Raw genomic sequence first — 21598 nt, 5'->3', positions numbered from 1 at the left:
TTATTTAATTACGACATCATCACCAATAAGGGTGATGCGTTCACATCACCCATTTAATATTTAATGACTAAAAACGAACTTCTACCGTTGCACCAAGCATACGTGGACGTTGGTAAATAGCGGTGTCTTTATTGTTATCAGGAATAAGAATACGTTTATCAGAATCAAATAAGTTCTGAGCAAACAGTGTGGTTCTACCCCATTTAAAGTTATAGCCCAACTGTAAGTTTGCTAACCAGAAACTGTCAACTTTACCACTTTCGGCATTGTTTGCTTGAGAGAAGTAATCTCCTGAAAACTGCACATTACCACTTACATCTATGGCTTCGGTTAACTGATATTTAGCCCCAACATTAGCGGTATAATCAGGTGCTCGTGCCAACTCTTTGCCTTCAATTCCACTATTACCAAAATCTTTAATCTTGGTTTTTAATAAACCCACACCTGTATTTAACTCAAGTGAGTCTATAGGCTGATAAGCGACCGTTAATTCAGCACCGTAAGTCTCTACTTTTTTCGCATTACGAATAGTGCTTGAGTTTGGTCCCAAATAGAATGGCAACTGCATATCTTTATAGTCGTTATAGAACAAGTTAGTCATCACACTCAATTTGTTATTAAGCAAACTATTACGGGTATATAGACTGTAGTTCCACACATATTCTGGAGAATAAACATAAGTCACAATAGGGCTACCAATAGTGACTCCAGCACCACCACCGTTATAACCACGACCTACGGCAAAACCAACTGTCTGATTAACACCTGGTTTCCATGCAAAATCTGCTTTTGGTAAGAATGTGTTATAGGTTTCATCAAAATCGATAGCGACTGTTTTACTGCCGCCATTACGCGTATGGTGTTCCCGCTCAAAACGCCCTGATAAAGTTACGTCAATTTCAGGAAATAGTGCATAAGTTAATGAACCATAAGCAGAGGCGGTATCTGTTTTATCATCAAAATAGCTACCACCAAAGATATTTACAAATTCATCTTGTTTTGCGTGGAAATAACGTAAGCCAAAGATGCCACTTAATGTTTCACTGTCTGTTTTAAAACGTAGCATTGGCTCAAATTCAAATTCTTTAGCATCAATATCTGCACGCGGGCTTTTAGCTTCAGTTAAACGTCGAGTTGAAAAATCGGTATAAATTAATGTATTTTCAACACTTAAATTATCGTTAGCTTCCCATGTGGTATTTAAAATGCCGCTAGTAGTTTTACGTTTAATCACAGGACGAAAACGTGATGCAGCATCTGGTGCTAAATTATCATCTATTTCGGCTTCATTTTGAGGTGATCGACTATCAAGATGGCTGACGGTTAATTTTGCTTTAAAGTCAGGATTATCTATAGAGTCATAAAGTAGTTTTCCACGAAAAGTATTGGAATGGATATCACGAGGATCACCGGTTGGTGAATATTTATCCATATGCACAAAACTTTCGCGTTCTTGTCTTTCTGCTGTAAAACGAAACGCCAATTTGTCTTCAATTAATGGTCCTGAAGTCATTACCGCATATTGACGAAAGTCTTGCTGACCCGCGCCCACTTTTACTGCATTTTCCCAATAAAATGTGGGATCCATTGTTTTGACTAAAATCGCACCCGCTATCGCATTACGACCTTGAATATAACTTTGTGGATCACGGAAAATTTCAACGGTATCAACATCCCACAATGATTGAGCGCCATAACCAAATTCGTTATAAGTAAATGACCGACCATCAACAGAGAAATTTACACGAGGACGAGTACCACCAAGAAAAGCAATTGCACCTTGTGCTGGTCCGGAACCATCAACACCACGGATCGCGGGTAATGCGTTACTATTTCCGTTATCAACAACGTTAGGTGTCATTTGTAATAGTGTATTTACATCAGGATTTGGTGTTGATTCTATTTTTTTAAAATCATATACCGTCACACTAGAGCCGGTGTCATAAATCGATTTATTGAGTTTTTCACCCGTAACAATCAGCACGTCTTCATTATTATTATGCTTTTTATTCTCTTGAGAAGTAGCTTCTTTGGGCGTTTCTTGTGCATTTACATTGGGTACTACCATCCAAAGCGTGCTTAATAAAGCAGTTTGCACCACTATTGTTATCGTGTTTTTTTTTGCGCGTAGAGTAAGAACACCAGACATGAGTCTATACCTTTCATGCGATTAGCATGCCATTAAACGATTAAAAAATACGCTCATTACTTACCAAATTTTTAATTTATCGTTAGGCACTTAGCTTAAAAAATACTATGCCCTTTTAACGACCATCCCATTAACTCATCCATAAGTTAGTAAATATTTACTACATTTATTATTATTTGCGCATTATATATAATGCGTATCATTATTAATACGTAATAGTAACCATTCTCAATTTATATTTTATGAGTTCTGGTTAATAACCATAAAAGATAGAGCCCTCCGATAACGCCCGTCATTAAACCGACAGGCATCATTACGTTAAACGGTAAACGTTGAGAGAGCACATCAGCAAAGAGTAAAAGTAGTGATCCCATTAATGCAGAACCAATGAGAGGAAGCTTTCCTGAACGGCTTAAACGAATAACTAACTGAGGTGCAGCAAGTGCGACAAACGCAATAGGTCCAGCACAAGCAGTCGCTAATGATGCCAACATCACCGCACTAAAGATCATCACCCATCTAACTCTGCCAACATGAACACCCAACTGCTGTGCCATATCATCACCCATTTCCATTAGAGTGAGTGATTTAGAATAGAAAGCAATAAGAGGAACTAAAACCAGTAATCCGATAAAAGCGGGGTAAACATGTTGCCAAGTACGCGCATTTAACGAACCTGCAAGCCAAAGATTAGCCACAATAGCGTTATCAATATTGCCTTTAACTAACAGTAGACCATTAAAAGCATGTAATACGGCACCAACACCAATTCCAATAAGGATCATGGTGTAACCCGACATGACACCATTTTTTAGTGACAACAGATAAACCACCAGTGCAGTAACCATTCCCCCGACTAATGTAGAAGCCGCTATTTCAGGGATTGAGCCGTTAAAAACAATAATCTGCAATAACGCCCCAGATGCTGCACCTGTAGTAAAACCAATAACATCCGGTGACCCCAAAACATTACGCGAAATTGACTGGAATATTGCGCCTGATATGCCCAATGCGGCACCTACACCAATCGCGGTAAGTAATCGAGGTAGTCGGATATCTATAACAATTTTTTCTTTAATACCACCTTGTGACTCCCCGATTACAATATTGATTAAGGTGGATATCTCTATCGGAAATTTTCCTGTCGTCATCGCTAAAAAAGCGACTAAAACAACCAGTAAAAATAGAAGAGAAGCCACCATAATATCGCGTCGAGAGAAAACCCAAGACCAAGTACCTAGCTGACAAACTATTTCGTTGTTTTTTAATTTCATAACGTAATAATCCGCCAACGTTTAACCAGATAAATAAAGAATGGACCACCGATAAGTGAGATCATAATTCCTACGCTAACTTCACCCGGAGTACCGATTAGTCGACCTAGACAATCTGCAACTAACATAATGGTTGCACCAATAAGCATCGACATCGGCAATATTCGGCGATATTCAGCACCCACTAAACGCCGAGCAAAATGAGGTGCAGTTAATCCTAAAAAGCTAATCGGTCCCACTGCTGCGGTTGCACTACCCGCAAGTAATACAATAGCGAGCGCAGATAACAACCACACCCGATTTTGATTTGCGCCTAAAGCGTGGCTAATATCGTCACCTAATGTCACGATATCCAAAGCCCGTGTTAACGAATAAGCAATCACACTGCCTATGACAACGAGTATAGTTATAGGATAAAGCACCTCAAAACTTCGCCCTTGCAGCGAACCCACAACCCAGTGGCGAAATTGGTCAAAGACTTTTTCATCACTATTTACCGTAATTAGCTGAGTCATCGCCAATAAAACAACCGAGAGCGCAACACCTGAAAGCACCATTCTGATTGGATTTATCCCGTGCCTCACCCCCCCTAAAAGATAAACACCCACACCAGCCAGAAATGCGCCGAATAAACCAAACCACATATACACAGTGACATCCGTGATACCCGTTAATGCAATCAATGAGACTATCGCTACCATTGCACCCGCATTAATACCAAATAACCCCGGATCGGCTAACGGATTGCGTGTTAATGCCTGCATTAACGTTCCTGCGCCTCCTAATGCAATACCAATAACTATCGCCAATAAAGTACGAGGAAATCGTAAATAGCGAACTAATAGATGCTCACTATTAGTGGCATCAAAAGCCACAAAAGCACTCCATGTTGTTTCAATAGAAACACTGCGGCTACCTACAAATAAGCTAAGAAGAGCAAATATTCCTAATAGGAAAATCGAACCTCTTACTCCCCATTTAATAACATGCTGAGAAGCCAACATAATTTATGACTTATGCTTATGAAAACGAGCCACAATGTCGCTTATTATTTCTTGTGCACTGTAGTAATCAACGCGAAATGAGTTAGCACCTAAGCCATAAACTTGTTTTGCTTTAACAGAAGGAATATTGGCAAGAATAGGATCAGCCATAAAAATATCGGCTTCTTTAGCTGTACCACTTAACAGAAATGTTGTTGGTGCTGTCAGTTGTGTTAAATGCTCATACTGTGCCCAAACAAAATCAGAAACAGGCTTATCTTTAGGTTGCCATGCAAAATCAGCACTTTCGATAGAAAAACCAAGCTGTTGTAACAATATTGCGTGGGGACTGGTTTTTAATGACACTGGATTTACCGTACCGGCGCCAAAATAGGAGATAATATTTACGTTATCTGTAGGTAGCTGAAGTTGTGCTTTACTGCTGGCAACTAAATCATCAAAGCGATGCAAAAGTGCTTTAGTTTCATTTTCTTGCCCTGTAGCTTGTGCCAATTGAACCGCTAAACTTTCCCAACCTTGTTTGCCGTAATCTAAAACAATAGTCGGTGCAATTTGTTGAAATTGTTCAACTTGGGGATAAACAGTATCTCCCCCATTAATAGATACCACTATCAAATCTGGTGCGACTAGATACGCCATTTCCAGTGAAACACCGCCAGCCGACCACAGTTTTTCAACCCCCCTCTCTTTGGCAATCTTATCCCATTGAGCAAAAAATTTACCATTTGCTGCCGTTGAACTCGCAATTACAGGCGCATCCATTGCGAGTAATGTGCCTGTAATCGAAACTGATGCCGATAAAATCCGCTTAGGTTTCTCTTTAATTTCAACGGTAGATCCATCCGCACTGGTAAAAACTCGAGGCCAAGATGAGTTATCAGCACCAACACCGCGGGCATGTACAACACTCAATGTCGCAGAGAATAAAAACAGCAAAAAAGTATATGAAAGTGATTTAAACATGACAGATTTCCAAGCAAAGCACGCGTTACGCTAACGGGTAAATATTATTGTTAATGATAATCATAACCAATATCATTAACAACAAGCATTTATGTGCTTGCTATAGGAAAAATGAGAATGAGTGCACAAAAAACACTTTATATTGGTTTTGTTCCAACACGCTTTGCCTTATCGCTCAGAACCATTATTAACCGGGGTTTTGAGTAACCGGTGCCTAACTAAGCGAGTTAAAAAGTGGTTTCACCAACATTACCAAGAAAAAATGATAGGAGGAATTAAATAGAAATGACGTCAATTAAGCATAACTGACTGATTTTTTTTGAGATTGTGATAATGACTTTTTTACGCCAAAAAAGAAGCCTAAATTATCTATTAACGTTTAACAGATTATTAGCTCAACCTCGACGAATAGCATCATCAAATCAATCAGCTCTACTTAGAAAAGGATCTTCATTTATGCCTTTAAATAATCTAAATGATTTAAAAATTTCCATTAGCCCCTCTTCTTTAGCAGTAAACAAACCTCTGAGCTGTATTAACTATCAAGATTTAAAAGACGGTATGCTTGATATGATTAATAATAATAGCAATACCTTACCTTCAATTGTGGAGGATTTTAATCAGCAAGATCCACTGAATGCACCTATTGTCATTGGTGAAGTGGTAATTGGTCATATTATTGGTTTAATTCCTGTTGTTGGTGGGGTGTTATCAAAAATAACCTCAGCACTTTTTGGCATGATAAATAAAAATATGAAAGACAGTTCACTAGCAACACAAATTATTGAACATGTCTCTCGTATTATTGATGCCAAAATTACCAATAACAATATTGAAATAATTAAACTCACCACTGAAGGTATTACTGATGTTTATCAGCTTTTTTCTGATTCACTTAATCGTTATCTAGAACCCCAAACACATTATTCAGCGCAACAACAACAAGATTTACGCGAGCAAGTACTTAATCGGTTTGATGATGTTATAACCACCATTATATCTCAACACCCTACTATCTTAAATTTAGCACAATCCGCCGGATTGCCTTTTTATTGCCATAGTTGCGCACTGTTTGTTGCTGCACATAACGATATTTTGACCAATAAAAAAGCGCTCGATCTTAAAGATGATTATTTTAACAGTAATTTAAAAACCCTAAGAGATAGTATCGATAAATTTAATACCAATATTCATAACGTTATTTATCAGAAAACCTCGCTCGAATTTAAAGACGATTACACAAAATGTAATACGTTTTTATCGGGCATTTATACTTCTGGGCTCTCTTTTTACCAATCATGGGTAAAACGTAGTTTTGAAATTGAACTATCAACACCATTAACACGTTGGAATAGCTTAGAGCTTTATGGCAAAGACTATAATTTTGATTATCAAAAAAGCTATTATCAAATGTATATTGATATGGGCAAAGATATGCTACAACGCACATCGATGTTACAAAGCATTGAAACATATTCGCACATCGATGCCGTTATTCGGGTTAAACAGAACTATTTAAATACTGAAAAACAACCTAGTTATGTTCAATATGAAGGTTGTTCAGGTGTCACTGGTGATAGCAATGATGTGTTAAAAACAGAAATATTTTTCCAAGCAGACAACAATAAACGTTATTTATCACCAACTGCGTTTTTACCCTCTGTGCGCTATATTTCAAACACGCCTTGGGGAGCATTAAAATATATGGTGCTTGATGATGTGAACAATCAGAGTTTTTCCATTGGACAAGGTAACCGAGAAAATAAATCCTATCTTAATATTCCGGGTTACTGTTTTAATGGCATTAATCTGTATATGAGTCGACATAACGGAAAGCAATGTCATGATGATTCGGGTGCATGGTTAACAGAATCAGGTCCCATTTTTCGTTTTTATGATGGTTATGGTGCTATCTCATTAGAAATGGAGAATGCCTTACCCATTAAACAAAGAAGTTATGAGTTAGACTTAAATCACGGTTTTGACTCACCGTTAAGTCAGGCGCAATTCGCCTATGCTGATATGCTGGTGGGTAAAAATTGTATATTACTTCATCAAGATGCTATTTTCTGCCTGCCTTCTGACGAGGCGATAGGAAAAAATAGTGAGCCACAACGCTTAGTTATCTTGCTGCAATGTGCAAATGAAAGTGAACAGTCACTATCACTATCAATTAGAACTGGCAATGCCTTAAAAGGTACGCTTGTTGCTTCAGGTACTTTTTCGCTCAATCAAAATCAAGACAATATTATCTACAAGTTAACTCCTCTTATTAATCATCCAAGAAGTAATAACAAAGCTTATTTTCGTACATATAAACTGGAATTGGATTACACCTTAACAAGCACCCAAGAATCAGACTTATACATCCATTTACATTTTTCTAAATCAGATACCTTATTAGCAGATATCACATTGCTATTTTAAATTGGGATTTAACAAAAAAACACACCTAAACTATAATACGTTTAGGTGTTACTTAACAAAGAAGTGGCTAATGTAAGTTAAAGTGGAGCGTGACAATCAGTGAATTATTTACATCAATTGGTTTAGGACCTATCGATTTAACGCGTCTTACTGCGGCGATTGCCGCATTATCTAAAGAAGAGATACCTGACGTATTTTCAACAGCAACCGCTGAAATAACACCATCATTTGCTAAAGATAGACGCACAACAACATCGCCCTCTAGTTGCATATGTTTGGCTTGCCTTGGATAACGTTTATGACGTTCTATTTCTCTACGCAAGGCACTCATATAATCATTTTCAGATTGACCTTGCCCAATACCTGCATCGCTTAGCGCTTGGCTTTTTCCGGCATGAGAATTAGCACTATAATCAGAAAAACTAGCTAAAGCAGCGGGTGATGACGTTTGTGATTGCTCACTTTTAGCAACAACCTCTTCTGTCGCTGATTTGGCTGTAAGTTGTTCCTCTTTGACTGGTTGCTGTTTTTTAATTGCTACTTGCTGTGGCTGTCTCTTTTTTTCTGGTAATACTTCTGGCTTTTTCTGTTGTTGAACAAGCTCCCCATTTTCTGCATCAGGCACAGTAAAAGGTAATTCATCAGATTTATATTCAACAATAGCCTCTTCAATTATTGACTGTTGCTGAGGTGCTGAAAACATCACTTGATAAACCGATAATGTATTTTGCTGTTGTTGAGTAATATGATGCGCACTTTCTGTCACCACAATAGAACGTAATAACTCACTAAATAGCATCACATAAACGAAAGAAACACCAATTAGCCAATAATTAAGATTAAGCGATTGCCTGACAGAAAGTACAAACATCAAAAACTCCTATTATCTTTAAATTAAAATTGTGCTGTAACACCTAATTTAATTGTGCGTCCTGGTGCTGGCATACCTGAACGCGTTAATGGATCAATATAATATTCATTTAGTAAGTTACTTCCGACAATTTCAAAAGATAAATCTTGGCTATATTGATAATTTAAATAAGCATCAACCGTAAATACGCTAGCCCAACGCATGGGGTTATTATTTATGCCATAATAATTATGAGGAGATTTTTCTTTTAGCCATATTTCATCTTTATTTTCCACTTCCGATGAGTATAAAAAGCGGCTACCAATTTCTAACGCGTTATTTAACCAACGCGTACCAATATGAAGATTTGCAGCATATTTAGGTTGAATAGAGGTACGTAAAAATCCGCCGGGATATCCACCAGTCATACAGGTTTTCATCTCTAATAAACCAAGAGGATCAAAGGAACTATATGCATTTTTATCGCACACTTTATTTTTATGGTTATACACTAGGGCGGCATCCATAAAAATAAAACCATTATCAAAACGAGCTTGCAGTTCTATCCCTTCTAATATCTGTTTTTCCAATTGTCTTATTTGCCAAGATATGTCTCTATCAAATACATTTTCAATATTATTTTTAAAATAATTTAGTTTAATATCGGCATGATGCTCTACATTTAACCAACCAGATAAATCTAGTACCATCCCAAGTTCTGTATTTTTTGCTCGTTCCGGCTTTAATTTAAAACCGTAATAACTGGCTTTTGAACCTGAAAACCCACTGGTATCTTCAAATAAGCTAGGTAGGCGTAATTGCTCAGTATAGCGCCCGTAAAAACGCAATATATCATTAGCATAAATAGTTGCAGAAATTAGCGGTGAAAAGGCACCATGATGATAACTAGGTTGTATTTCAAAAGGCTCTTTAATATCATTTTTTTTATATATTTCTCTTGGAATCATTTGTTCAAACTCATATTTATAGACAAGTTCTCCCGTTATTGGATGCGGAACCTTCTCTTGTATATCTAAATAGCCATTTAAAAAAATATTTTTACTTTTTAATAATTCACCATTTTTATTATATAACCAAGCAGTGTATTCCGTTATCATCGGAATTGTTTTATCGGACTTTATTTGTAGATTTCCATTAGCATCACGAAGATTGTCGTCACGTAAAAAAAATACTTGTAATCTTCTTACATCATCATGTGTAACAATCTCATTTCTTAACTCTTCAGATAATGCTTCATATTCAGGATAAACAACTTTCGATTGTCGAAACTGGCGAATTTTCTCACCCAACTCAGGATTACGTCGATAGTTTCTTAGCTGTTCAGGTAAGGTTTCTACATCAATGTGATGAAGAGCACGATAATAGAGATACTCTTCTGAATTTAATACTCGCTTATAAAAAATAATATAACCACGAACAGGTGATATTTTCTTATAACCTTCAACCCGATTACGGCGTTTATTATTTAAAAAATCATCATTTAATCGATAGTAATTATATTTACCGCCAGCATTAACCGCTAACCAAGAGAGTGGTTTCCAATCTGTTGATAGTGCTAAATTAATCTCATGACGTCGTCCACTTCGCCCATCAACTGTAAAATCACTGGTTCCAATAGGGAGTTTTATCTCATTGTTTTTTAACTGCTCAAATTGATAATTACCCATTATAGAAAGTGAAAATTTAGGGGATAATTTAAAACTAGAAGATAAATCCACACCATAACGATTATTATCTTGATATAAAGATGCCGTATCGATAAAACTAGTATTAACACTAAAGTCCCATTTATCTATTTTTTTTATATTGGTAATTTCTAGTATATCTCTGATTTTTTCTAAATCACTTTCAACATCTCTACTTTTAGGTTCTCTAGGTTTACCTCCTCGTGTATTAGTATGACCAGCGGTTAAATTTCCCCATAAGCGCAATAATAGATCACCATGTTTATCTTCTGGCTTCCATTGGTAAGTTAAAGAGCCAGCTTGCTGTGTAATATCAGCCAATGGCCATTGATTAACAACATTTTTATCGTAACGTACCCAACTTAAACGTGACGGCATAATATCGCCAAATAATAGATTGGTATATCGATAATTAAGGAAAAAACGATGAGCTTGCTGAGGAAACAATGTCCCCTTTACTAAAAAAGAGCGGTTTCTGCTTGAGGTATTTGTCACTTCATTACCGGGTCGATAAATATGGGCAATAAAGGGTAAATAAGGGTTTAATGGTTTATTATTTTCTTTTACATAAATAGAGTTAAGGTCTTCTTCATTTGATTCACTGTATTTTTTCGCATTTCTTTTACCCGCTAAATAATTCCCTTTTTCTCGTATAGAATAAGCCAATAATAGATTAAATTTATCTTCTTCAAAACCGACACCTAAGCGTAAAGCATAATCTTGAAAGCGCCCCTGTCTATTTTTTTTAGGTACGACTTCTAAAGCAGGATCAATCATAAAAGAATAGTTTTGATAAAACTTGGGGAAATAACGGTAATCCTCAATCATATTGGTATAAATTTCTTTATAACGTGTGGTGTTATTACTAATATCACCTTTTAAATTAATACCAAAAGATTCTCCAACCGGTACAATATCACGAATATTTAGCGTTTTTATTGCAATACCACCACCAATACCCGTTTTCATATCTGGTGTTAAAGAGGGACCTTTTTCAATATAGATACTGCTAATTAAGTTAGAATCAATATAATTACGGTTACTTGCACCACTATACCCCCGATATACCGTTAGCGCTTGTTCAGTACCATCAACGGTGACAGGAATACGCCCTTGCCCCTGAATACCACGAATATTGGGATCAAGAGCGCCACCATTACGGGCTTCACCACTATAAACCCCAATGGCACTTTTCAGTAAATCAGCCGGAGAAACACCTTGATAACGCTCTAAAAGCTCTTTACCTAAATAAACATTAGAGACATCTTTTTCATATACCTGTGCATAACCTTGTTTATCTTCTTGTTGTTTACTTTTTTCATTATTTTCTGAAATTTGAATATGACCTAAATCAGATTTTTTCTCTTCTGCTCGTAGATAAAAACTAGGGGTTATCAATGATATTGCTATTACCAAAGATAATAATTTCCGTTTCCGAAAAAGCATTGTATACATTATATTAATCTATCCTTTAAATTAATTAAGTTATTTATTTAATTAAAATTGTTTCTCTAATTTAAATATAACCTCTTGCTGCTGATAGCGATATAACCATGCCACATTGCTTAAATTCCGGGTGTAACGTAATTCTATTACAGGATAAAAACCCCAAAAAGTTGATACTTGTTTTTTAACTACGGCAGATAACATAAATTCATTATCTTTTCTTTTCTGTTTTAATAATGGATTATAGTAATTAAAATATTTTATTTGATAACGTAAAGATAAATCAGCATACCACTGTAAAGGAAGCCGTGAATTAACGCCAACTTTTATACCATATTGATGGTGATTTAATAAATCATTTTTTTTACTATTTTTTTGATAGCTTATTTGATTACTTAACACAGCGTAATTAGTTAGCTTATATTTAAGACTAACAAAGCCTGATAATTTATTACCATTTAAATTTATTAAATTACTTCTATATTTTTTAATCTTATAATCACTCGCTATATTAATAGCGTACCCTTCTAATAATGGAATAAATAAACTTACTCTTAATCCTGTTAACTGATATTCAAGCTGTTTGTTTTGTGTTTTTATTTCATAAAATGGTGATAACCTAAATTGATAATAATTATATTGATATTGATAATTAAATTGAGTATAAAAATTAATATAATTGTTATCACGATAGGAGAGATAATCAACATAAAGAAAATAAGCATAAATAGAAGTTGAGTGTATACGGTTAATTAAATAGGGCTGATAAAGTGAAAAGAGATGTGAAATACCGACTGATTTTTTTGACTCACCACCATGTCGAATAACTTTATTTAACGATATTTTAGAATTTATCTGCTCTTGATAGTCGGATGCTTGGTTAATATTATCATTATATATAAAGCCTAACTGATAAAATCGACTGCCTTGAAAGTGAGGAGATAGCTTGGCTTGATAATCACTTATTACATTATGAATATTGGCGGGTAAATCAGCAATCTTGGTTAACTCTTGTAGCTGTTTTTTGGCTTTAATATAATTTTGTTGATAAAAATAGAGATGAATTAATCCTGTTTGTGCTGGAATAAAATCAGATTTTTGCTGTAATTGCTGCTGATAGTAAAATTCTGCCTGTAATAAATCTTTCTTAGCCAATGCTAACTGCGCCTTAGCATAGTAGACTAATAACACCTCGTGCTGCGGTATTTGCTGATAATGTTGTAACAACACTTCTGCATTAACCCAGTTCTGCTGTTGCAGACTGTGATAGAGCCTTTTACCTATTAATGATATATCACTACTTACTGCCGAGTTTAAAAAATTATTATTTACTTTTTCTTTCGCCTGTCCAATTATAGGAAACAATATAATACTTAGCATAGAAAATAATTTTATTAAATGCCATAAATAACACATAGTTTTTCCCTATTATTAAATAAGATCTACTCCATTAAACCTATTTATTTTTTATAAAAAAAAACAGATAACCCTGTTCAGATTATCTGTTGCTAATAAATAGCTAAATAACCACTAATACCACTTTAAGAAAAAAGATTTTACTACTTAAAGTAAGATCACCTTATTGAACATAACTCATTACGATATATTTCTATCACTCTGTACTTTCTGTTGATTCTGTACTTTCTGTTGACTCTGCACTTTCAGTACTGTTTTTAGCGCCGCCAAAACCGATATCTTTGGTATGGTCTGAACTAAATACCACAATACCCGCTAGTGCATCAGCCTCGTCACCAAAAAAGGCGCCTTCAATAACCCCTAATGCTGCACCTTCTTTTCCATCAGCAGAGAAGGTCACTTGGCTATTTGCGGTATATAAATTACCGTTTTCTAACTCAACGGTGCGCTGACTGTTAGAGAGCGAGCCCTCTATTTTCTTTTGTGAGAAATCAACATCAAAGGTGCCAGAAAGCAAGTTATTACCACTATATTGGCTTATCCCTGTTACCGAATATGTGGCGTTATTAGTCGGTAAAACACTTGTGACATCTTTACCTATATAATAAGTTTGATGGGTTGCATCTGTAACAGAGGTGGTTTTTGCCCAATCACCAAAATAGATATTAGCATCGGTGATTTTAGCAAAATGAAATACGCCCATATCACGGTGACTTGGAGGAGTTCGTTCATTAGCTTGAATAGTATAGATACCATTAGTATCAGCGCTACCTCTTGTTAAAGAAGCAAAACCCACTTTCTTACCATTACTTATTGAACTAAGACCGACTCCTGGCTCTCCTCCTGCAGATTTATGTGGCCCATATTGTATAGGGTCACTTGCGCCCACTTTCATGGTGGTTAAAGGTCCGCTTTGATTAGAATGAATTGCTGCTTGTACTGCATTGGTACTAAATAATACACATAATGCTACTGTTACTTTATTTAAAGTTTTCATAATAACTTCCTTATTATTGGTAGGGTGTGACTATTTATTATTAATAATAAATAGTCACGGATAAAATGGCTTCTTTATCTTCAGAATTTATTCACATAATTTAACCTCTTTAGGATTTAGCGTTTCTGATTTAATTAAAAACTAGCTAAGGCGCATTGTAAATAACACTTTTTAGTGACCTGCTTTTTAATCAAACCGAATTACATTATGATAAGAAGTTTAATTTAATGTTTTAAATTGATTTTTTATTAAAATAGCCAATAGAGAGAGGAATTATTTCCATTCATTTCTGTGAATGAAATCACAAATATTATTTTTAATTACTTTAATTAGTAATTAAAACAATATAAGAACAAAGATCACTCATTAAATAACCAAATAAAGACCAATGGAATTGGTAATAATAAATTTTATTTGGATAATTATAATATATTTATTTCCTTAGATATTAAATTAATAAAGAGATCACGATTTTTATTCTCAATATTATTATTCCAAATAATGCCTATTTCCCATTGAGAATATGTGCCAGAAAGCGGTAATAATGTAACTCTTTTTTTGTCGCATAATAGCGCTGCACTTTTAGGTACAAATGCCATGCCTAATCCTGCCGCAACAAAAGAAAGTTGAGTTTGAATATCGGGTGATTGCTGCAATATACGAGGCTTAATTTGGTGATAGGTTAAAAAATTATCGATTTGTTGATAAAACCGCTGCCCTTTTTCTGGCATTAATTGAATCAGCCCCAGTATTTCAAAATAATGTAATGGATGATAATCAGCTTCTAGTACGGTAATATTTTGTGTTGGTATTGCTAACATTAACTGCTCTTTAGCCAATACCATACCTTTTAGCGGTTTTTGAACGGGCAACTGAGAAAAAGCAAAATCAAGTGTTCCACCAATCAGTTGCAACTCCATTTTATTAGAAGGCATATCTTCAATATTTACCGAAATATCAGGATAGTACTGATTAAATCTGCTCAATAATGGTGTGATAAAACTTAACGCACAAAGTCCAAACCCAGCATTTAACGCCACTTTTTCAGGTGTTGCCAATTGGTGTGCTTGGTCTTCTAAAATGCGTGCTTCTCGTAACACAGATTGCGATTGGCTTAATAAATATTGCCCTTCTTGAGTTAATTTAGCGCCTTGTCTTCCTCGCTGAAATAACACCACACCAAGTTGAGATTCTAATGTTTTAATCTGTTTAGTGAGTGCCGGCTGACTAATAAAAAGACGTAATGACGCTTCACCAAAATGTCCTGTTTCTGCCAATACAACAAATGCATTCAATAAACGAGTATCCATTAATCATCAACCTTCAGATGGTTCTGCATTTTATTATTTTATCACAGAACAAATAAATTAAATTTATATTTAACGTGATTATGTTAATGCTAATTTTGATAACCATTTGGAATAAGATGTGCTAACCGCTAGAAATAAAGGGATTCTTCCGCTCTGTTTCAGGGAATAACCACCTTATTTTCTGGCATCATAATGACAATAAAGGAGTATTTATGTCAGCTAAGTCCCTTGTTATAACTCTTTCATTATTAGTATTATCTTTCTTCTGTTATGCAGAAAATGGCCTTGTGGATAGAACATGGACAGCATCAGGCTTAGATACTCAAAGTTATCGACAAGCATTAAGACAACCCACAGCAAGCTCTCGTTACACACTTTTCAACATTACGCCTGATATGCCGGTTCCCGGTGGAGAAAGCCATTCAGAACCTCAAGGTATTCGTTATATTGCGATGAAATATGGCCCTTATGGTCAACCTGAACACTATAAAACTTACCAAATTATGTTTACTCACTACTCAAGCAGCGGAACGCGTAAAATTCGTTATTTAGGTGAGTTATATACTGTTGTTGGGGATATCTATTTAGTCGATCCTTTTGCAACAACCAATGAGTGGCAACGTGGTCGTAGTCAAATTGTTGAAGAATATTATGAAATACTAGATAGCCACGGAAATAGAACCGGAAAAGGATTACGTTTTCATAGTTGGGATAGACCTATTAGCGTAACAAAGTGGTCAGTCAATTAATATATCCTTAATCTATATTTAGTTTTATTAATTATCTCTTAATGTCATTATTTCGCCTCTATTTTACAATAAAAAATATTGATAATGATTAAAATATCAACATCTCTATTTCAATTATAAAAAACCGTAAAACCAAAGATAACAGCAGTGCTTTTAAATAGTGATATTAATTAAAAACCTTTTCTTAAAAACCTATAAATCTTTATTCTGATTTTTAATCATTCATTAATATTTCTATATATAAAGCACTTCCATTATCAGGCATTTAATTTAATTATACATTTAGAATAAACATCAGATTATGAAACTATTAGAATATTACTTTAAACAACTACGTACTGTTTTAGTGCCTGATAAAACCTATTTAAAAAATAAGTTTATACGTAACTTAGGTTATCAACCCAATTTTATTATCCCCACATCTCTTAATGAAAAAATCAACGCACGTATGCTTTATGATAGAAAGCCTATTTATACTCAATTAGCCGATAAGATTAAGGTAAGAGAGTATGTTACGGATAAAATTGGTAAACAATATCTTGTACCTATTATTAAAATATACGCTCATCCCGATGAGATAATGTTAGATGAGTTACCTTCTCGCTTTGTTCTCAAATGTAATCATGATAGCGGCAGTGCTATTATCTGCCTAGATAAAGCTAATTTCGCTTTGGATAAAGCAAAGCAGAAGCTCGCTTTTCATCTAAAACGCAATCTTTATCATGTTACTCGTGAATGGCACTATAAAAATATCAAACCACAAATAATTTGCGAAGAGTATATCGACCTGTTTGAAACAGAGTGTCCAATGGTTCCAACAACTTGCCGAATTCACTGTTTTCAGGGTAATGCCCACTATGCTGAAATTGACCTCTCTGATATGGAAGGCAATGAGTATATTAATGTGTATAACGCTCACTGGCAGCTACAACCTTTTACTTTAGAAGACCCCAACACACCAGAGCATGTTGAAAAGCCTTTACTATTTCAAGACATGCTCTGCCTTGCAGAAAAGTTAGCTCAAGCCTTTATCTATTGCCGCGTAGACTTTTTGATGTCGGAAAATAGATTACTGTTTAGCGAAATGACATTTACCCCAAATGCAGGGCGCATTCCTATCAAACCTAAAGAGTGGGATTATAAATTAGGTGAATTGTGGTCATAATCAATAGATAAAAATAAGAAAATCAAATAGGTGTAAAGTGATAAACTCAAACCGTTACACCTATTTTAAAATAATTCATTTTGTTTAATCAGTAAGTCGTTGTGGATGCGTAAATATCGTAGCGCGTCCACGGCGGCAAAATCCCACCAGCGTCACATTGTATTGATTGGCAACTTCAACCGCTAAAGAGGTTGCAGCTGAAACAGCAAACAAAATTTCAGCACCACACATTGCTGCTTTTTGTACCATTTCATAACTTGCTCGACTTGAAACAAGTACAGCCCCCTCTGCCCACTCTTTTTGTGCTTTTAAACCGATAAGTTTATCAAGAGCGACATGACGCCCAACATCTTCACATCCACCTTGCATTTCACCTTCTGGCGATAGCCAAACAGCCGCATGAGTACAGCCGGTTAATTCACCGATCTCTTGTACTGTTTTCATCTGCTCTAGCGCTTTATCAAGATTTGAAAGTGAAAAAGTTTGTGTAAAAGGTAATGGCGTAATAGGACGAAAAATCTCTTCAAGTTGCTCTGTTCCGCAAATCCCACATCCTGTGCGCCCAGCCATACTGCGGCGTCGCTCTTTTAATCCCATAAAGCGTCGGCTTGATAATTCAACTTGAACTTCAATACCACCGTTACAACTTTCAACAATTTCAATGCTGCGAATTTCGCTCGCAGATTCTATAATACCTTCAGACAAAGAAAATCCGACAGCGAACAACTCTAAATTTTTAGGGCTTGCCATCATAACAACATGAGAGATTCCGTTATAAACTAGAGCAACAGGAACTTCGAGTGCGATATAGTCGTGTTCTTCACATCCAAGAGCCCCTTTGTGTTGCACAATTGTTTGATCTACGCCAATGATTACACGTTTAGTTAACAATTCTGTCGATTTTGTTTCATCCATAAGATGAATTCCTAAATTTATTAATACATAATAACAATACGGGTAAAAGGATTTTACACTACCTATCAGGCAATGAACCTGATCCTGTTTAGGATAACGGGAATAAAACAAAAATCAGCTCCATTTTCGTGAAGAAAATCAGAGTCAGTAAAAGCAATGTATGATGAGGAGAGACCCCATGCAGGTCAGCAGAAGACAGTTCTTTAAGATCTGTGCTGGCGGTATGGCAGGTACAACGGCGGCTGCGCTAGGTTTTGCACCAGCGGTTGCGTTAGCAGGCTCACGTCAGTATAAATTACTGCGTGCCCGCGAAACCCGAAATACCTGTACGTACTGTTCTGTCGGTTGTGGACTATTAATGTATAGTCTGGGCGATGGCGCGAAAAACGCAAAAGAAACGATATTCCATATTGAAGGTGACTCAGACCACCCGGTAAACCGTGGTGCACTTTGTCCTAAAGGTGCAGGTCTTGTGGATTTCATCCACAGTAAAGGTCGCTTACAACACCCAGAATACCGCGCACCCGGCTCGGATAAATGGGTGAAATTATCATGGGAAGAGACTTTTGACCGCATTGCGCGCTTAATCAAAAAAGACCGCGACGCCAATTTCCAGAAACTCAACAAAGAAGGTGTTGAAGTCAACCGTTGGTTAACAACAGGTATGCTTTGCGCCTCAGCAGCAAGTAATGAAACTGGGTTTTTAACTCAGAAATTCTCCCGAGCTCTCGGGATGCTCGCTGTCGATAACCAAGCGCGTGTCTGACACGGACCAACGGTAGCAAGTCTTGCTCCAACATTTGGTCGCGGTGCGATGACCAACCACTGGGTTGACATGAAAAATGCCAATCTTATCGTCGTTATGGGCGGTAATGCGGCAGAAGCTCACCCTGTAGGTTTTCGCTGGGCGATGGAAGCTAAAATCCATAATAAAGCCAAATTAATTGTTATTGATCCACGCTTTACCCGTACTGCGGCTGTTGCGGATTTCTATACGCCTATCCGTTCTGGTACTGATATTACATTCTTATCTGGTGTGATTTTATATCTGCTAGAAAATAAGAAATATCAAAAAGAGTACGTTGAGGCTTATACCAACGCAAGTTTGATCGTGCGTGAAGATTATCACTTTGATGATGGTCTATTCAGTGGTTACAACCCTGAAAAACGTCAATATGACAAAACCACTTGGAACTACGAGATGGATGAAAATGGTTTCGCAAAACGCGACACCACATTACAACATCCTCGTTGTGTCTGGAATCTGTTAAAACAACACGTTAGCCGTTATACGCCTGATGTCGTTACTCAGATTTGTGGTACACCAAAAGAAGATTTCTTAAAAGTCTGTGAATATATTGCAGAAACTGCAGCGAAAGATAAAACAGCCTCTTTCCTGTATGCATTAGGCTGGACTCAACATACCGTTGGTGCGCAAAACATTCGTACCATGGCAATGATCCAATTACTGTTAGGTAATATGGGTATGGCGGGTGGTGGTGTTAACGCACTGCGTGGTCACTCAAATATTCAAGGCTTAACTGACCTTGGTCTGTTATCTCAAAGCTTACCGGGCTATATGACGCTGCCTTCTGAAAAGCAGACTTCATTAGAAACCTACTTAGCCGCGAATACGCCAAAAGCAACCGTACCAGGGCAAGTAAACTATTGGGGCAATTATCCTAAATTCTTCGTCAGCATGATGAAGACATTCTATGGTGATAATGCTCAACGTGATAATGATTGGGGTTTCTCACTATTACCTAAGTGGGACAAACCATACGACGTTTTACAATATTTCGAGATGATGGATAAAGGTGAAGTCAACGGCTATATCTGCCAAGGCTTTAACCCTGTAGCTTCATTCCCGAATAAAAACAAAGTTATTCGTTCATTATCAAAACTGAAATTCCTTATCACTATGGATCCGCTTAATACAGAAACGTCTTGTTTCTGGCAGAACCACGGTGAAGAGAACGATGTTAAGACAGAAGAGATCCAAACCGAAGTATTCCGTCTACCAACAACCTGTTTCGCAGAAGAAGACGGCTCTATCGTTAACTCTGGTCGCTGGTTACAGTGGCACTGGAAAGGTGGTGATGCACCGGGTGTTGCAATGCCTGATGCTGAAATACTGTCGGGTATTTTCCATCGCTTACGCCAACTCTACAGAGAAGAAGGCGGTGCGATGCCAGAGCAGGTGTTGAATATGACTTGGGATTATTTTGATCCTGATAATCCAACATCGTCAGAAGTGGCACAAGAAAGTAATGGTAGAGCATTAGTCGATTTAAAAGACGCTGATGGCAATATCATTCTGAAAAAAGGTCAACTCCTTAGCTCGTTCGCTCAATTACGTGATGATGGTACAACCGCAAGTGGCTGTTGGATCTTCGCTGGTAGCTGGACAGAGAAAGGCAACCAAATGGCTAACCGTGATAACTCAGACCCATCAGGGTTGGGTAACACATTAGGTTGGGCATGGGCATGGCCTCTTAACCGCCGTATTATTTATAACCGTGCATCGGCAGACCCACAAGGTAAACCGTGGGATCCTAAACGTACATTAATCGAATGGGATGGCAGCAAATGGACAGGTATTGATGTACCTGACTATAGCAATGCAGCACCAGGTTCTGATGTCGGTCCGTTTATTATGCAACCTGAAGGTATGGGTCGTCTGTTTGCTATCGATAAGATGGCAGAAGGTCCATTCCCAGAGCACTATGAACCAATTGAAACACCATTAAGTACCAATCCATTGCACCCTAATGTCGTTTCTAACCCAGCTGCTCGTATCTTTAAAGATGACTGGAAAGAGATGGGTAAAGCAGAAGAGTTCCCATATGTCGGTACAACTTATCGTCTGACTGAACACTTCCACTTCTGGACTAAACACGCGTTGTTAAATGCAATTATTCAGCCACAACAATTTATCGAAATCGGTGAACGTTTAGCTGCAGAAAAAGGCATTGTTCAAGGCGATACCGTCAGAGTCAGCTCAAAACGTGGTTATATCAAAGCCAAAGCGGTGGTCACTAAACGTATTAGAACCCTACAAGTCGATGGTCGTAATGTGGATACCATTGGTATTCCTATTCACTGGGGCTTTGAAGGTGTTGCAGTTAAAGGCTTTATTGCCAATACGTTAACGCCATTCGTCGGTGATGCAAATACACAAACGCCTGAATTTAAAGCGTTCCTTGTTAATGTGGAAAAGGTGTAAG

Annotated in this window: 14 protein-coding genes; 4 read left to right on the top strand and 10 right to left on the bottom strand. The window is 36.8% G+C overall.

Going from position 1 to position 21598, the window contains the following annotated elements:
- Nucleotides 1-67 precede the first annotated feature (67 nt).
- The 4 genes from ABN099_RS14765 to fepB all read right to left on the bottom strand — a co-directional run bounded on the left by ABN099_RS14765 (nucleotide 68) and on the right by fepB (nucleotide 5390).
- A complete protein-coding gene (locus ABN099_RS14765; RefSeq protein WP_349464700.1) occupies nucleotides 68-2149 on the bottom strand; it encodes a TonB-dependent receptor in 2082 nt (693 codons plus the stop codon).
- A gap of 233 nt (nucleotides 2150-2382) precedes the next feature.
- On the bottom strand, nucleotides 2383-3423 hold the full coding sequence (locus ABN099_RS14760) for a FecCD family ABC transporter permease (RefSeq protein ID WP_349464698.1): 1041 nt from the start codon (nucleotides 3421-3423) through the stop codon (nucleotides 2383-2385).
- Nucleotides 3420-4427: a FecCD family ABC transporter permease gene (locus tag ABN099_RS14755; RefSeq protein WP_349464696.1), complete on the bottom strand. Its 1008-nt coding sequence runs from the start codon at nucleotides 4425-4427 to the stop codon at nucleotides 3420-3422. Before ABN099_RS14755 ends, ABN099_RS14760 begins: the two co-directional genes overlap by 4 nt.
- Before the next feature lie 3 nt (nucleotides 4428-4430).
- Nucleotides 4431-5390, bottom strand: coding sequence for a Fe2+-enterobactin ABC transporter substrate-binding protein (gene fepB / locus ABN099_RS14750; RefSeq protein WP_349464694.1), 960 nt, complete (start codon nucleotides 5388-5390; stop codon nucleotides 4431-4433).
- A gap of 456 nt (nucleotides 5391-5846) precedes the next feature.
- Here fepB and ABN099_RS14745 point away from each other — a divergent pair, with 456 nt between their 5' ends.
- Complete coding sequence (locus ABN099_RS14745) at nucleotides 5847-7817, top strand: insecticidal delta-endotoxin Cry8Ea1 family protein (protein WP_349464692.1); 1971 nt, start codon at nucleotides 5847-5849, stop codon at nucleotides 7815-7817.
- Between the two features lie 67 nt (nucleotides 7818-7884).
- Here the strand turns inward: ABN099_RS14745 and ABN099_RS14740 are convergent, their stop codons facing one another.
- From ABN099_RS14740 to ABN099_RS14720, 5 genes are all read right to left on the bottom strand, one after another.
- A complete protein-coding gene (locus ABN099_RS14740) occupies nucleotides 7885-8688 on the bottom strand; it encodes an energy transducer TonB (protein ID WP_349464690.1) in 804 nt (267 codons plus the stop codon).
- Nucleotides 8689-8711: 23 nt separating this feature from the next.
- Entirely contained in the window at nucleotides 8712-11789 is a 3078-nt protein-coding gene (locus tag ABN099_RS14735) for a TonB-dependent receptor domain-containing protein (protein ID WP_349464689.1), read from the bottom strand.
- Nucleotides 11790-11870: 81 nt separating this feature from the next.
- On the bottom strand, nucleotides 11871-13235 hold the full coding sequence (locus ABN099_RS14730) for a surface lipoprotein assembly modifier (RefSeq protein WP_349464687.1): 1365 nt from the start codon (nucleotides 13233-13235) through the stop codon (nucleotides 11871-11873).
- Between the two features lie 196 nt (nucleotides 13236-13431).
- The gene (locus ABN099_RS14725; RefSeq protein ID WP_349464685.1) at nucleotides 13432-14232 is read right to left on the bottom strand and encodes a Slam-dependent surface lipoprotein; all 801 of its coding nucleotides are present in this window, start codon (nucleotides 14230-14232) and stop codon (nucleotides 13432-13434) included.
- 422 nt (nucleotides 14233-14654) lie between these two features.
- On the bottom strand, nucleotides 14655-15542 hold the full coding sequence (locus ABN099_RS14720) for a LysR family transcriptional regulator (protein ID WP_349464683.1): 888 nt from the start codon (nucleotides 15540-15542) through the stop codon (nucleotides 14655-14657).
- A 212-nt stretch (nucleotides 15543-15754) separates the two neighbouring features.
- Between ABN099_RS14720 and umoA the strand changes: the two genes are divergently transcribed.
- On the top strand, nucleotides 15755-16291 hold the full coding sequence (gene umoA / locus ABN099_RS14715; protein WP_349464681.1) for a UmoA family flagellar biogenesis regulator: 537 nt from the start codon (nucleotides 15755-15757) through the stop codon (nucleotides 16289-16291).
- Between the two features lie 301 nt (nucleotides 16292-16592).
- Nucleotides 16593-17456 (top strand): ATP-grasp fold amidoligase family protein, encoded by an 864-nt coding sequence (locus ABN099_RS14710; protein WP_349464679.1) that lies wholly within the window; start codon nucleotides 16593-16595, stop codon nucleotides 17454-17456.
- Between the two features lie 84 nt (nucleotides 17457-17540).
- Here ABN099_RS14710 and fdhD read toward each other — a convergent pair whose 3' ends face one another.
- Nucleotides 17541-18371, bottom strand: coding sequence for a formate dehydrogenase accessory sulfurtransferase FdhD (gene fdhD, locus ABN099_RS14705; protein WP_349464677.1), 831 nt, complete (start codon nucleotides 18369-18371; stop codon nucleotides 17541-17543).
- A 178-nt stretch (nucleotides 18372-18549) separates the two neighbouring features.
- Here fdhD and fdnG point away from each other — a divergent pair, with 178 nt between their 5' ends.
- Complete coding sequence (gene fdnG / locus ABN099_RS14700; protein ID WP_349464675.1) at nucleotides 18550-21597, top strand: formate dehydrogenase-N subunit alpha; 3048 nt, start codon at nucleotides 18550-18552, stop codon at nucleotides 21595-21597.
- Nucleotide 21598: the final 1 nt, after the last annotated feature.

The sequence above is a fragment of the Proteus hauseri genome, assembly GCF_040139125.1.
Classification (GTDB): Bacteria; Pseudomonadota; Gammaproteobacteria; order Enterobacterales; family Enterobacteriaceae; genus Proteus; species Proteus hauseri_B.
Note: the sequence above shows the minus strand (reverse complement) of the source record. Positions and strands in the feature narration are given on the sequence as shown.